Genomic DNA, 15,877 nt, shown 5'->3' on the forward strand with positions numbered 1-15,877 from the left:
CTACCTTTTACCAATTGATTTGTCAATTCAATCCAAAGAGTTTACAGGTTTTTTACATTTTCATAATCAAATTCCCAATTGTGTTTTTTTTATGATTGTCGTATAATGGAGTGTATTGTAAAAAAATACGATTTCATTTTAATAGGAAACAATAGGATACCTATACATAGTAAGGAGTAGTTAAATATGCAAAAAACACTACATACATTAGGAATCGATATCGGTTCTACAACAGTTAAAATTGCCATTCTGAACGAAGAAAATGAAGTTTTATTTTCCGACTACGAACGACATTTTGCTAATATTCAGGAAACACTTTCTGATTTACTCGGAAGAGCAGTTCATAAACTGGGTACAATAGAAGTTTCTCCGGTAATCACCGGCTCAGGCGGACTTACTTTGGCAAAACATTTGGAAATTCCTTTTGTGCAGGAAGTGATTGCTGTTTCTACTGCGCTGCAGGATTACGCTCCTCAAACAGATGTAGCCATTGAACTCGGAGGAGAAGATGCTAAAATCATTTATTTTGAAGGCGGAAACGTAGAACAACGTATGAACGGGATATGTGCCGGAGGTACAGGTTCATTTATCGACCAAATGGCATCTTTATTACAGACGGATGCCATGGGATTAAACGAATATGCTAAACATTATCAGGCTCTTTATTCAATCGCTGCTCGATGCGGTGTATTTGCCAAGTCCGATATTCAGCCTTTAATCAACGAAGGAGCTACGAAAGAAGATCTCTCTGCTTCTATTTTTCAGGCAGTAGTAAATCAGACTATCAGTGGCCTTGCTTGCGGAAAGCCAATCCGCGGTCACGTCGCCTTTCTCGGTGGTCCTCTTCACTTTTTGTCTGAACTGCGAGAAGCATTTGTCCGCACATTAAAATTGGATGACGAACATATTATTGCGCCAAAGCATTCGCATTTATTCGCGGCAATTGGTTCCGCCCTAAACTCAAAGAGAGAGATTTCTATTCCACTTACCGCTTTACAGATGCGTCTTGCGAACCGCATTGAGATGGAATTCGAAGTTGAACGTATGACACCGCTTTTCTCCAGCAAAAAGGAATATGATGCTTTCGAGTCACGTCATGCAAAACATCAGGTGCCTGTCAAAGATTTATCTTCTTATAGAGGAAAATGTTTCTTAGGTATTGATGCCGGTTCTACAACAACAAAAGCCGCTCTTGTAGGCGAAGATGGAACTCTTCTTTATTCTTTCTATCACGGTAATGAAGGCGATCCTCTTGGAACAACGATAAACGCCATTAAAGATATTTACAGCAGACTTCCAGAAGGCGTAGAAATCGTACATTCATGCTCTACCGGATATGGAGAAGCCTTAATCAAAGCAGCTCTTTTGCTTGACGAGGGCGAAGTAGAAACTGTTTCTCACTATTACGCCGCTGCTTTTTTCAATCCTGAAGTAGACTGTATTTTGGATATTGGCGGTCAGGATATGAAATGTATTAAAATCAAAAATCAAACTGTAGACAGCGTACAGTTAAATGAAGCCTGTTCTTCAGGTTGCGGTTCATTTATCGAAACATTTGCAAAATCATTAAATTATTCCGTAGAAGATTTTGCTCATGAAGCACTTTTCGCAAAAAATCCTATTGATTTAGGAACACGTTGTACCGTGTTTATGAATTCCAAAGTAAAACAGGCTCAAAAAGAAGGCGCTTCTGTAGCAGACATTTCTGCCGGACTTGCCTATTCAGTCATCAAAAATGCACTTTATAAAGTTATTAAAGTTTCTGATGCCTCAGAACTAGGAAAGCATATTGTTGTACAGGGCGGAACTTTCTATAACAATGCCGTTTTAAGAAGTTTTGAAATGATTGCTGACTGCGAGGCGGTACGTCCGGACATTGCCGGCATTATGGGTGCTTTCGGGGCTGCTCTCATTGCCAGAGAACGTTATGATGAAAGCAAAAGCACAACTATGCTTTCTATTGAAGAAATTAGTTCATTGGAATACAGCACAAGTTTAACTAAATGTAAAGGTTGTACAAACAACTGTCGCCTTACTGTAAATAAGTTTAGTGGTGGACGCAGTTTCATCACAGGTAACCGCTGCGAACGGGGACTCGGAAAATCAAAAACAAAAAAAGATGTTCCAAACTTATTCGCATATAAAAACAAACGGTACTTTGGCTATACTCCTCTTTCAAGAGAAGAGGCAAAGCGTGGAACGGTAGGACTTCCCCGTGTTTTAAATATGTACGAAAACTACCCGTTTTGGTTTACATTTTTCAACACACTAAAGTTTCGGGTAATTTTATCACCCGCTTCTACACGAAAAATATATGAATTAGGAATTGAATCCATTCCTAGTGAATCTGAATGTTATCCGGCAAAATTGGCACACGGTCATATTGAATGGCTTATTCAGAATGGAATTTCCTTTATTTTTTATCCGTGCGTCCCATACGAAAGACAAGAATTTAAAGATGCAAACAATCATTACAACTGTCCTATCGTTACTTCATATGCAGAAAATATCAAAAATAACATGGATGAAATTACGAGCGGTAAAATTGATTTCATGAATCCATTTCTTTCTTTTAAAAGCGAAGAAACTCTCTCTACTCGACTTGTGGAAGAATTCAGCAAAAAATTCTCCATTCCAGAGTCAGAAATCAAACAGGCTGTTCATCTCGCATGGGAAGAGTTAAAAAATTGTCGTGAAGATATTAGAAAAAAAGGAGAGGAAACAATCTCCTATCTTGATCAAACAGGAAAAAGGGGTATTGTTCTTGCAGGACGTCCTTATCATATTGATCCGGAAGTCAATCACGGTATTCCTGAATTAATTAACTCTTACGACATTGCCGTTCTTACGGAAGATTCGGTTTCTCACCTTCAGCCTGTAGAACGTCCTCTACGCGTTATGGATCAGTGGATGTACCATTCCAGACTATACGCAGCGGCAAATTATGTTAAAACAAAAGAGAATTTAGACTTAATTCAATTAAATTCTTTTGGATGTGGACTGGATGCAGTTACAACAGATGAAGTTTCAGATATTTTGACACGTTCAGGAAAAATATATACATCACTAAAAATAGATGAAGTAAATAATCTTGGTGCAGCAAGAATCCGTATTCGTTCTCTTCTTTCTGCCATTCGTGTTCGGGAGAAAAAGCACCTCGAGCATTGCATTCAACCTTCTTCCATCACGAAAGTTCCTTTCACCAAAGAAATGAAAGAAACTTATACGATTTTGTGTCCGCAGATGTCACCGATTCATTTTGAACTTGTCGAGCCTGCCTTCCGCTCCTGCGGTTATAATATCGAAGTTTTAGGAAATGACAGTAAATCCGCAATTAATACAGGTTTAAAATATGTAAATAATGACGCCTGCTATCCTTCCCTTCTCGTTGTCGGTCAAATTATGGAAGCTATTCTCTCAGGAAGATATAACACAGACAAAATTGCAGTTATTATTACTCAGACCGGTGGCGGCTGCCGTGCTTCCAACTATATTGGATTTATCCGCCGTGCATTAGAAAAAGCAGGATATACCCAAATTCCTGTTATTTCCTTAAACTTAAGCGGACTGGAAGAAAATCCGGGATTTAAACTATCACTTCCTCTTGTATTAAAGGGAATGTATGCTGTTGTATTCGGAGATATCTTTATGCGTACCGTATACCGAGTACGTCCATACGAAGTAACGGCAGGAAGCACAGATGCCCTCCACGAAAAATGGAAACAGAAATGTATTGCGTTTCTAATGCAAAAATATCCAAGCCGCCGTACATTTAGTAAAATGTGTGAAGAGATTATAGCAGATTTCGATAATCTTCCAATGCAAAACATTAAAAAAGTCCGTGTAGGTATTGTCGGAGAAATCCTAGTAAAATTCCATCCGACTGCCAATAACCATTTAGTTGAATTGCTTGAACAGGAAGGCGCTGAGGTTGCCGTACCTGATTTACTCGACTTCTTCCTTTATTGTTTCTACAATAGCAATTTTAAAGTTTCCCATTTGGGCATGAAAAAATTAACCGCATGGAAAGCAAACTTAGGTATCAAGGCATTAGAATGGTTCCGTGCACCTGCAAAAAAAGCATTTATACAAAGCAAACATTTTAATCCGCCTGCTGATATTACAAATCTGGCAGATATGGCAAAAGAAATTGTTTCTCTTGGAAATCAGACGGGTGAAGGTTGGTTCTTAACCGGAGAAATGCTGGAATTAATCGAAAACGGAACAAACAATATTGTTTGTGCACAACCGTTTGCCTGCCTTCCAAATCATGTTGTGGGAAAAGGGGTAATTAAAGAATTGCGTCACCGCCACCCTCTCGCAAACATTGTTGCAATTGATTACGATCCGGGTGCAAGTGAAGTAAACCAATTAAACCGAATTAAATTAATGCTTTCTACTGCAAATAAAAACTTAAATAGCAGGAAATAAATCATACAAAAAGACGAGCATCTAAATTTTAGAAACTCGTCTTTTTCATTTGATTATTTAACTAACAAAGATTTTCCTGTCATTTCTTCCGGCTGTTCCATTCCCATTAACTCAATAAGAGTCGGTGCAATATCAGCAAGGCATCCGCCTTCTCTCAATTTGTATGCAGGGTCTGCATTTACTAAAATAAATGGTACTTCATTTGTTGTATGAGCAGTAAAAGGTTCACCTGTTTCATAATCTACTAACTGTTCCGCATTTCCATGGTCTGCACAGATAAACATCTGTCCGTCAACTTCTTTTAATGCTTCTACTGTTTTACCTACACACTCATCAACTGCCTCAATCGCTTTGATTGCTGCCGCTTCCACACCTGTATGTCCAACCATATCAGGATTTGCAAAGTTAATGATAATTACATCATACTTATCTGATTTAATAGCCTCCACTAATTTATCGCATACTTCATACGCACTCATTTCAGGTTGTAAATCATATGTTGCAACTTTAGGAGATTTTACTAAAATTCTATCTTCTCCTTTATTCGCTTCCTCTACACCGCCATTGAAGAAGAATGTAACGTGAGCATATTTCTCTGTTTCAGCAATTCTCGCCTGTGTCATGTTATTGTTTGCCAAAAATTCTCCAAATGTATTTGTGATTTCTGTTTTGTGGAAAGCAACTAATTTGTTTTCAATAGTCACATCATATTCTGTAAAGCACACATATGTTGTTTTAACTCGTTCTCCTCTATCAAATCCGTCAAAGTTATCATCACAAAATGTTCTTGTAATTTCTCTTGCTCTGTCCGGTCTGAAGTTAAAGAAGATAATTGAATCATTATCTTTAATTGTTGCAACAGGTTTTCCGTCTTTTACAACAACTGTAGGAAGAACAAATTCATCTGTTTTGTCTGCATCGTAGGAGTTCTGTACTGCACAAACTGCACATCCTGCTGTTTCTCCCTCACCTTTTACCATTGCATTATATGCTAATTCCACACGTTCCCAACGGTTATCTCTATCCATTGCGTAGTAACGTCCCATAACAGATGCGATTTCCCCTACACCAATTTCTTTCATCTTATCTGCCAATTCCTGCACATAATCTTTTCCTGATGCAGGAGGCGTATCACGTCCGTCCAAGAAGCAGTGTACATAAACTTTTTCAAGCCCCTGTTTCTTAGCAAGTTCTAACAAGCCATAAATGTGTGAATTATGACTGTGAACACCACCGTCAGACACTAATCCGAATAAATGAAGTGCTGAGTCGTGTTCTTTTGCATTATTGCACGCTGCAAGCAACGCTTCGTTTTCAAAGAAATCTCCATCCTGAATAGATTTTGTAATCTTTGTCAAATCCTGATATACGATACGTCCTGCGCCCATGTTCAAATGTCCTACTTCAGAATTACCCATCTGTCCGTCAGGAAGCCCTACTGCCATTCCGCTCGCATTACCTTTTACAAACGGATATTCTGCCATTAACTTATCCATAACAGGTGTTTTCCCCTCATAAACGGCATTTGCTTCATGTTTGTCATTTAAGCCGTATCCGTCAAGAATCATTAAAACTGTTGGTTTTTTACTCATAGTCTTATCTCCTTTATGTTAATTCATTAACGTTTTCTTTACTTGAATTATTTTACATGATTTTCTAAATGGTTGCAAGGTTTTCACCTTTAAATCCTTTCCAAAAAATCAAATACTTTTCCTTTCGGTGTATGTAAGAAATGCATAAGCATATACGCACACATAATCGCTACGTTTTCTTCTTCCAAAATTCTTCTTGCTTCTTTTCTGTCGGCAAGTGCAATTTCGATTTCCTCATTTTCTTCCTGTCCTTCTTTGGATGGATTTCCCTTAGCATAACCGTACACTGTACCGCAAGACTCATCTGTCATTCCCACTGTAGTAAAAAATGGTTTCGTAAACATATCTTTCGCATTCACAGGAGTCAAATCCAGTCCTGTTTCTTCTTTCAATTCACGTATTCCCGCCGTCTTAAAATCTTCTCCTTCATCCACCAAACCTGCCGGAAATTCATAGATGTAATCATCTAAAGGACAGCGGTATTGGCGAATTAAGACTATTTTTTCTTCACCGTCATCTTCATCCTGATACAAACTATAAATGATAACACCATCCGCCTTATTTTCTTTCGTTGTTATTTTTAACTCATCAATATTTTTTGCTCTGGATGCCACATAATAAGTACTTTCTTTTCCTGTATCACTTTTCATTTCCAATGTGTACATATTTAAAAAACGATTTTTTGTCGTCTGATTTATCTTTTCAATCCTTCTCATCTATTTAAGTCCTTTCTATATAGATGTATGAAAAAGGGACGTAGTAAAATTGAATTTTGCTACGTCCCTTTTTACGTTTTCCCCCGTCCCTTTTCTTAAAACACCTTGTCCCTTTTTAAGAATAACTCTATATTTCCACCTATTCAACTTTACACAAACCTTAAAAATACGCTATAACTCAAGTAAAATATTTCCTCTGTTTTTAAGAATTTCTTAGCATAGTGGAAAACCTACAGTTTTACGGGCTTTTCCTCATTTAATCTCAAAAAGGGACAGGGCTTCCTGAGATTTTGGACACAGTAAATCGTAATTGGGGACGTAGTGATATGCAATTTCACTACGTCCCCAATTATGTAAGGAAATTATTTCCAATTTACGATTTTTCCAAAATCTGCTTTTAAAGAAGCACCACCTACAAGTCCACCATCAATATCCGGCTGTGCGAATAATTCCGGAGCACTATCTGCTGATACAGAACCGCCGTACTGAATACGAATTGCTTCTGCTGTTGCTTCATCATAGATTTCACCAATACACTGACGAATTGCAGCGCAAACTTCCTGAGCCTGTTCTGTAGTCGCAACTTTTCCTGTTCCGATTGCCCAGATTGGTTCATAAGCAATTACTGCTGTTTTAGCCTGCTCTGCTGTCACATCTAAGAAAGCAATTTTAATCTGTTGACGAATAAAGTCAATAGTAACACCTTGTTCTCTCTGTGCTAATGTTTCCCCACAGCAAATGATTGGTGTAATTCCATGCTCAAATGCTTTTTTCACTTTTTTGTTTACAGTTTCGTCTGTTTCCGCAAAATATTCACGTCTTTCAGAATGTCCGATAATAACATATTTCACTCCAACATCTGTAAGCATATTTGGAGCGATTTCTCCTGTATATGCTCCACTTTCTTCAAAATACATATTTTCAGCACCAATACAAATATTTGTACCTTTTACCGCTTCCATCGCAGGAATAATGCTGATTGCAGGTACACAAAATACAACATCTGCATCTTCCGTTGCTACTAATGGTTTTAATTCATTTAATAAAGTAACTGTTTCGCTAGGAGTTTTGTTCATTTTCCAGTTACCAGCAATAATTTTTCTTCTTGCCATTTTATCGTCTCCTAAGTTTTATATTGTTTTAAAAGGTGCACTAGATTCTAATATATTCCTTCTAACTGCACTTTCATTTATTTTCGCTAAGTGCTTATTTATCATTAGCTGCTGCTACACCCGGTAATTCTTTTCCTTCAAGGAATTCAAGAGAAGCACCACCACCTGTAGAAATATGAGTCATTTTATCTCCATATCCCAACTGGTTTACTGCTGCCGCAGAATCACCACCACCGATAATTGTTACAGCGTCTGTTTCTGCAAGTGCTTTTGCAACTGCTTCTGTACCATTTGCAAATTTAGGCATTTCAAAACATCCCATAGGTCCGTTCCATACAACTGTTTTTGCATCTTTAACAGCATCTGCGAAAAGAACTTCTGTTTTTGGTCCAATATCCATACCTTCCCAGCCGTCAGGAATTTCTCCGCTTTCTACTACCTGTAAATTTGCATCATTAGAAAAGTCATCACCAATACGGTGGTCGATTGGAAGAAGTAATTTAACTCCTTTTTCTTCTGCTTTTTCAAGCATATTTAAAGCATATTCCATATAATCATCTTCGCAAAGAGAAAGTCCGATTTTTCCTCCTTTTGCTTTAGAGAATGTATATGCCATACCACCACCAATGATAAGTGTATCTACTTTATCAAGTAAGTTTTCGATAACAGAAATTTTACTTGATACTTTTGCTCCACCTAAAATAGCAACGAATGGTCTTTCAGGATTATTCACTGCATTTCCTAAGAAATCAATTTCTTTCTGCATTAAGTATCCAACCACTGCTGTATCAACAAACTGAGTTACACCGACATTTGAGCAGTGTGCTCTGTGTGCTGTACCAAAAGCATCATTTACAAATACATCACATAAAGAAGCAAGTTCTTTGCTGAATTCTTCCCCATTCTTTGTTTCTTCCGCTCTGTAACGAGTATTTTCAAGAAGAATAACCTCTCCGTCATTCATTGCTTCTACTGCCGCTTTAGCATTTTCACCTACAACAGTTGCATCTGCCGCAAATTTAACTTCCTGTCCTAATAATTCAGATAGTCTTACTGCAACAGGTGCTAAAGATAATTCTGGTTTTGGTTCTCCCTTTGGTTTACCAAGGTGAGAGCAAAGAATGATTTTTCCGCCATCTGCAATTAATTTTTTAATTGTTGGAAGTGCTGCTACAAGACGGTTTTCATCTGTAATTTTTCCGTCGATCAAAGGAACGTTAAAGTCACATCTTACGAGAACTCTTTTTCCTTTTACATTAATGTCGTCCACTGATTTTTTATTAAGCATAGATTGTGCCTCCTTATTTGTATAAATAAAGGGACCCAGTCCTATAAGACCGGACCCCTTTTGGAATCTTTATCTCTAATTTAAAATTACGCTAATTCAGAGAAGTATTTGATTGTTCTTACCATCTGGCTTGTGTAAGAATTTTCGTTGTCATACCAAGATACAACCTGAACTTCTGTTGTTCCGTTGTCTAATGGAAGAGCCATTGTCTGTGTAGCATCGAATAAAGAACCATATCTCATTCCTACGATATCGCTTGATACGATTTCGTCTTCATTGTATCCGTATGATTCATTTGCTGCTGCTTTCATTGCTGCGTTGATTTCTTCAACTGTTACATTTCCTTCAACAACTGCTGTTAAGATTGTTGTAGAACCTGTTGGAGTTGGAACACGCTGTGCAGATCCGATTAATTTACCGTTTAATTCTGGGATAACTAATCCAATTGCTTTTGCAGCACCTGTGCTGTTTGGTACAATGTTAACTGCTGCTGCACGAGAACGTCTTAAATCACCTTTTCTCTGTGGTCCGTCAAGTGTCATCTGATCACCTGTGTATGCATGGATTGTACACATAATTCCGGATTTGATTGTTGCTAATTTGTTTAATGCGTCAGCCATTGGTGCTAAGCAGTTTGTTGTACAAGATGCTGCAGAAATAACTGTATCTTCCGGTTTTAATGTGTCATGGTTTACATTGTAAACGATTGTTGGAAGGTCATTTCCTGCTGGAGCAGAGATAACAACTTTTCTTGCACCTGCTTTAATGTGTGCTTCTGCTTTTTCTTTTGATGTATAGAATCCTGTACATTCTAATACAACGTCAACACCGATTTCTCCCCAAGGAAGTTCTTCAGCGTTTGCTTTTGCATAAATTTTGATTTCTTTTCCATCTACAGTAATTGAGTCTTCTCCTGCTGTTACTTTATCTGCTAAAGCATATTTTCCCTGAGATGAATCGTATTTTAATAAGTGAGCTAACATTTTTGGAGATGTTAAGTCGTTGATTGCAACTACTTCATATCCTTCTGCTCCGAACATTTGTCTAAATGCAAGACGTCCAATACGTCCAAATCCATTAATCGCTACTTTTACTGCCATGATTAATTCCTCCTAAAGTTTAATTATAAAATCACTGTTCAACAGTATATATTGTGAGATTCTTCTTCCTTTGTTAAAGAATCATCAACCTTTTTATATTGTACTAAATTTAAAACAAAAATTCAAGGTTATTTTGCATTTTTATCCAACTTGTATAAAAATCGGTTTTCTCTCCTTAAATTCTGTATAATATTTAAAGCCACAACTCGTTAAAATCTCTTTTACCCTTTCAAACTCATAGGCGATATGTTCAGGTTTATGGGCATCTGAACCGATCGTAATAATTTCACCACCCAGTTCTTTATACCTTTTTAAAAATCTCGGATGAGGATGAGCAAACGGAAGCCCATATTTGAATCCAGCCGTGTTTAATTCTATCCCTTTTCCCTGTATGATTAAAGAACGCATTATTTCGTCAACTACTTCCATATATTCCTGACAAAAATAAGATTTTTCTTTTTCTCTTCCATATCGGACAACATAATCCATATGCCCCAGAACATCAAAGTTCATATTTTCCTTTACACATTCGAGAATCTGTTCGAATCCCATTCTATAAAGAGCCTTATCTTCTAAAAAACTTTCCCTTTCAGAATACGGATCTTTTCCGCAAATCAGGTGAATTGAACCGATAACAAAATCAAATGAATATTTATTCACATAATCATTTATAAATGTTTTCAGATGCGGCTGTAAGCCCATTTCAACACCTATTCTCACTTCAATCTGCGAGCGATATTTCTCCTGCAGTTCCCTGAAAACAGAAAAATACTTGTCTGGGCAAAAAACAAACTGTGTACCTTCCATATCGTAATCTTTATCCATATGATCAGTAATACATATTGTTTGCAATCCCTTTTGAACTGCTCCTTGAATCATTTTCTCAGGAAATACAGAGGCGTCCGTAGAAAAATTTGTGTGCATATGAAAATCTGCTTTCATCTTTTACACTCCTATAATCGTTCCGCCACCGACTACATACTCATCATCATAGAAAACAACTGCCTGTCCTGGAGTAATAGCACGCTGCGGTTCATCAAATGTACAAAGAACTTCATCTTCTGAAGTCTTTTTCACCGTACACCATGCCCCCTTATGATTATAACGGATTTTTGCAAATACGCGTAGTTCTCCATCCAAATCGTCAATTGACATAAAATTCAATCGGTTTGCTCGCAATGTATATGACATAGAGTCTTCATTTGTACCAATAACAACTTCATTTGTTTCCGGACGAATTTCTAATACAAAGGCAGGTCGTCCCAAAGACAAACCGAGTCCCTTTCTTTGCCCAACGGTATAATGAATAATACCTTTATGCTGTCCGAGAACATTTCCCTCTAAGTCAACAAAATCCCCTGATTTAATATCCTCACCGGTTGTTTCTTTAATGAACGTAGCATAATCTCCGTCCGGCACAAAACAAATATCCTGGCTGTCCGGTTTGTTTGCTACCCTCAATTGAATTTTTTCCGCAATCTGACGTACTTCCTCTTTCGTATATTCGCCCACCGGCATTAATGTGTGAGATAATTGTTCCTGTGTTAAATTATATAAAGCATACGTTTGGTCTTTTGCTAATGTCGCAGAACGTCTTAAAGTGTAACGTCCGTTTTCCAGCAGAACAATTCTTGCATAATGTCCTGTAGCAATATAATCCGCACCAATGTCCATACTTCTTTTCAAAAGAGATTCCCATTTTACATAACGGTTGCAGGCAATACATGGATTTGGTGTTCTTCCCTGACGGTATTCCTCAATAAAATAATCAATAACTTCCTTTTTAAACTCTCTTTTAAAGTTCATTACATAATAAGGAATTCCTAAATCATCTGCTACTCTTCTGGCATCATCCACAGCGCTGAGTCCGCAGCATCCGCCGTTTTCTTCTTGAACGGCTCTATCTTCATCCTGCCATATCTGCATGGTAACACCAATCACATCATACCCCTGTTCTTTTAATAAGTAAGCAGCAACCGATGAATCCACACCTCCGGACATTCCCACAACTACCTTTTTCTTCTCCATTTTAACTCCTTATTAATATTCTTCTTCCTCTTCTTCATCATCTTCGTGAATATCTGATTTCGGTTTCTCTAAACCTTCAATTTTAATTCCATTTTTCTCAGCATAGTCCCAAAGTGCTGCATGAATGGCTTCTTCAGCCAATAAAGAACAATGTACTTTTACCGGCGGAAGTCCATCCAACGCTTCCATAACTGCTTTATTTGTTACTTTTAATGCTTCGTAAATTGTTTTTCCTTTTACTAATTCTGTTGCCATACTACTTGTTGCAACAGCGGCTCCACATCCAAATGTTTTGAATTTAACATCCTGAATAACCTGATTTTCATCAATATCCAAATACATTCTCATAATATCACCGCATTTTGCGTTACCGACTGTTCCTACTCCGCTTGCATCCTCTATTTCTCCAACATTTCTTGGGTTTTGGAAATGATCCATTACTTTTTCTGTATACATTTTCTTATCCTTCTTTCTCTCTTATTTATTTTGTTTTTTTACAAAGTCCTCATATAATGGTGACATACTTCTCAATTTACTTACGATTTCTTTTAAACTGTCAACCACATAGTCAATATCATCTTTTGTTGTTTCCTCACTCAAGGTCATGCGAACCGATCCATGTGCGATTTCATGAGGAAGACCAATCGCCAACAAAACGTGTGACGGATCAAGAGAACCTGATGTACAGGCTGAACCACTTGATGCACAAATTCCTTTCATATCTAACATAATCAACAATGATTCTCCCTCTATAAAACGGAAACTAAAATTCACGTTGTTTGGAAGTCTTTTCTTCGCATCACCATTCAACCTAGCATATGGGATTTCTGAAGAAATTCTATCAATCATATAGTCCCTCAGTTCAATTTCTTTATCAGTACGTTCCTTCATTGTGTCTGCTGCACGTTTTACGGCTGTTCCAAATCCTACAATCCCCGGAACATTCTCTGTCCCTGCACGACGTTTTCTTTCCTGTGCCCCACCGTGTACAAAAGAGCGGATTTTTACTCCTTTTCTAATATATAGGAAACCAATTCCTTTCGGTCCGTTTAATTTATGACCACTGGCACTTAACATATCAATATTACATTCATCTACATTTATCGGAATTTGTCCAAACGCCTGTACCGCATCCGTATGAAACAAAATACCGTGCTCTTTCGCAATTTTTCCAATTTCTTTTATTGGCTGAATCGTTCCGATTTCATTATTAGCAAACATAACAGAAATCAAAATTGTCGTCGGTCGGATTGCCTTTTTTAATTCCTCTAATTTTACAATACCATTTTCATCCACATCCAAATAAGTCACTTCAAAACCTTGTTTTTCCAAGTATTCTGCCGTGTGTAAAACTGCATGGTGCTCAATTTTTGTCGTAATAATATGATTTCCTTTATCTTTATAAGCCTCTGCCGTCGCTTTCAGAGCCCAGTTATCTGCCTCAGAACCGCCTGCCGTGAAATAAATTTCATTTGACGCCGCACCAAGTACATCCGCAATAATTTCACGCTGTTTTGTAATCACCTCTTTATTTTTTGAAGCGAAACTATATACACTTGACGGATTACCGTAATTTTCCGTAAAATACGGCAACATTGCATCCACAACTTCAGGTGCTGTTTTGGTTGTTGCCGCATTATCTAAATAAACTAATCTTTCCATTTTCCTAACCTCCTGTCTATTTATTGCAATCTCTATGTTCACATTTATCCGCAGGGTTCATCGCCTTACTCTCCTGCACAAGTTGATCCAGTTTGATTTCATCAACCGTATGATTAATACTTTCATTAATTCTCTGCCAAACATATTTTGTCACACAGCCTCCTGCTGCCTCACATCCTTCTTCCGCAGAAAATCCGGAACATTCAACCGGCTCTAATTTCCCTTCTAATGCCCTTAGCACATCTCCTACCGAAATGTCTTTCTTTTCTCTTGCAAGCACATATCCCCCACCTGCTCCGCGAATACTTTTAACAAGTTCCGCCTTTTTCAGTAACGCCATTAACTGTTCCAAATATCTCTCAGATATTCCCTGTCGTGCCGAAATACTACTGATGGAAACAGGCTCCACTTCGCTGTACTGTGCCAAATCAATCAAGGCTCTTAACCCGTATCTTCCTTTTGTTGATAGTTTCAAGTTTTCACCTTCTTTATTTTCACTTATAAATCCCTACTATTTTACTAGGAATTCCTTCTGTAGAATAGCACTCCTTTTTTGTTCTGTCAAGGTCATTTCCAGAATATATTTATATCAAATAGTATAGGAGTTATTCTATGTCTAAAAAAAATGCAATTATAAAAGGAACTTTTATTTTAACTGCTGCCGGATTTCTCAGTCGATTTATCGGTTTTTTCTACCGAATTTTTTTAAGTCACACTTTTGGTGAAGAAGGAGTCGGACTATATCAACTCATTTTTCCAGTTTTTGCACTTGGATTCTCACTGACAACCGCAGGAATTGAAATTGCCATTTCTCGAATTGTTGCACAAAAACATTCTCTAAAAAAACAGGCAGAAGCATATCAAACATTATATTCAGGACTTATTATGTCCTTCTTTCTTTCTTTTTTTACAATGTTCTTTCTACAAAAATACGCCTTCTTGATTGCCAAAAATTTTCTGCGTGATACACGATGTACAAGTTTGCTCTTTGAAATTTCTTATATTTTTCCTTTTGCCTCAATACACAGTTGTATTTGCGGCTATTATCTTGGGTTAAAAAGCACGCGTGTTGCTGCAATTTCTCAATTGACAGAGCAGATTGCAAGAGTTGCTTTTGTATACGGTATTTGTCTTTTGCAGGTAAAAAATCACACCCCCCTTTCCATATCTCTAGCCGTTTTGGGACTTGTATGCGGTGAAATTATATCTTCTCTTTATTGTATTTTTTATTTTACCCACAAGAAACCTAACTCAAGAACACTTCCTGCTAAAACAGTTGTATCATTTTCTTCCTGCTTTGAAGTTTTTCGTCTGTCTGCCCCACTTACTGCAAATAGAATTCTTTTAAATCTTTTACAGAGTATCGAAGCAGTTTCTATTCCAGCCTGCCTGATTTTACATGGCTTAACAAACGCCAACGCCCTTGCCACTTACGGCGTATTAACCGGAATGGCACTCCCCTGCATACTCTTTCCCTCTGCCATTACAAACTCCGTATCCACTATACTTCTTCCAACCATCGCAGAAATACAGACGCAAAACGATAAAACTCGTCTGATTTTCCTCATCAAAAAAGTTACTCTTTACATATTTACACTTGGTTTTCTTTGTACACTCGGTTTTCTTTTCTTTGGAAATTTTATCGGAAGTGTTCTCTTTCACAGTACACTCGCAGGAAAATTTATTTTAACTCTTTCATGGATTTGTCCTTTTCTGTATACTAACAACACTCTTATCAGCACATTAAACGGACTTGGGAAAACAACAACTACATTTTTTATCAACACAACAGGACTTCTCCTTCGCATTGCCGGTATTTTTATCTTAATTCCAACATATAGCATTATCGGTTATCTGTGGGGATTACTTGTCAGCCAATGTGTAATCACGTTCCTATCTGTCGTCTTTCTCCGAAAATATCTTTCACTATAATCATAACCACCCGTCC

At 37.5% G+C, this 15,877-nt stretch carries 12 protein-coding genes; 2 read left to right on the forward strand and 10 right to left on the reverse strand.

Going from position 1 to position 15,877, the window contains the following annotated elements; translation table 11 throughout:
- Positions 1-186: 186 nt before the first annotated feature.
- Complete coding sequence (locus tag ACYPXO_RS10450) at positions 187-4,431, forward strand: acyl-CoA dehydratase activase-related protein (protein ID WP_459640504.1); 4,245 nt, start codon at positions 187-189, stop codon at positions 4,429-4,431.
- A 53-nt stretch (positions 4,432-4,484) separates the two neighbouring features.
- Here ACYPXO_RS10450 and gpmI read toward each other — a convergent pair whose 3' ends face one another.
- The 10 genes from gpmI to ACYPXO_RS10500 all read right to left on the reverse strand — a co-directional run bounded on the left by gpmI (position 4,485) and on the right by ACYPXO_RS10500 (position 14,404).
- Entirely contained in the window at positions 4,485-6,023 is a 1,539-nt protein-coding gene (gene gpmI, locus ACYPXO_RS10455; RefSeq protein ID WP_459640505.1) for a 2,3-bisphosphoglycerate-independent phosphoglycerate mutase, read from the reverse strand.
- An 89-nt stretch (positions 6,024-6,112) separates the two neighbouring features.
- The gene (locus tag ACYPXO_RS10460) at positions 6,113-6,739 is read right to left on the reverse strand and encodes an NUDIX hydrolase (RefSeq protein WP_459640506.1); all 627 of its coding nucleotides are present in this window, start codon (positions 6,737-6,739) and stop codon (positions 6,113-6,115) included.
- A gap of 362 nt (positions 6,740-7,101) precedes the next feature.
- Positions 7,102-7,851: a triose-phosphate isomerase gene (gene tpiA, locus ACYPXO_RS10465; RefSeq protein ID WP_459640507.1), complete on the reverse strand. Its 750-nt coding sequence runs from the start codon at positions 7,849-7,851 to the stop codon at positions 7,102-7,104.
- Positions 7,852-7,945: 94 nt separating this feature from the next.
- Complete coding sequence (locus ACYPXO_RS10470; RefSeq protein ID WP_459640508.1) at positions 7,946-9,139, reverse strand: phosphoglycerate kinase; 1,194 nt, start codon at positions 9,137-9,139, stop codon at positions 7,946-7,948.
- Between the two features lie 86 nt (positions 9,140-9,225).
- Positions 9,226-10,239, reverse strand: coding sequence for a type I glyceraldehyde-3-phosphate dehydrogenase (gene gap, locus ACYPXO_RS10475; protein WP_459640509.1), 1,014 nt, complete (start codon positions 10,237-10,239; stop codon positions 9,226-9,228).
- A gap of 141 nt (positions 10,240-10,380) precedes the next feature.
- Positions 10,381-11,181 carry a histidinol-phosphatase HisJ family protein gene (locus ACYPXO_RS10480; RefSeq protein WP_459640510.1) on the reverse strand — a complete coding sequence of 267 codons (801 nt, stop codon included), beginning with the start codon at positions 11,179-11,181 and terminating at the stop codon, positions 10,381-10,383.
- 3 nt (positions 11,182-11,184) lie between these two features.
- A complete protein-coding gene (gene mnmA, locus ACYPXO_RS10485; RefSeq protein WP_459640511.1) occupies positions 11,185-12,267 on the reverse strand; it encodes a tRNA 2-thiouridine(34) synthase MnmA in 1,083 nt (360 codons plus the stop codon).
- A gap of 12 nt (positions 12,268-12,279) precedes the next feature.
- Positions 12,280-12,723, reverse strand: coding sequence for a Fe-S cluster assembly scaffold protein NifU (gene nifU, locus ACYPXO_RS10490; protein WP_459640512.1), 444 nt, complete (start codon positions 12,721-12,723; stop codon positions 12,280-12,282).
- Positions 12,724-12,744: 21 nt separating this feature from the next.
- Positions 12,745-13,929, reverse strand: a complete 1,185-nt coding sequence (nifS, locus tag ACYPXO_RS10495; protein WP_459640513.1) for a cysteine desulfurase NifS — start codon at positions 13,927-13,929, stop codon at positions 12,745-12,747.
- Between the two features lie 16 nt (positions 13,930-13,945).
- A complete protein-coding gene (locus ACYPXO_RS10500; RefSeq protein WP_459640514.1) occupies positions 13,946-14,404 on the reverse strand; it encodes an RrF2 family transcriptional regulator in 459 nt (152 codons plus the stop codon).
- Between the two features lie 137 nt (positions 14,405-14,541).
- On the opposite strand from ACYPXO_RS10500, the gene ACYPXO_RS10505 reads away from it, so the two are divergent.
- On the forward strand, positions 14,542-15,861 hold the full coding sequence (locus ACYPXO_RS10505) for an oligosaccharide flippase family protein (protein WP_459640515.1): 1,320 nt from the start codon (positions 14,542-14,544) through the stop codon (positions 15,859-15,861).
- The last annotated feature ends 16 nt before the right edge of the window (positions 15,862-15,877 follow it).

The organism is Faecalimonas canis (assembly GCF_054601575.1).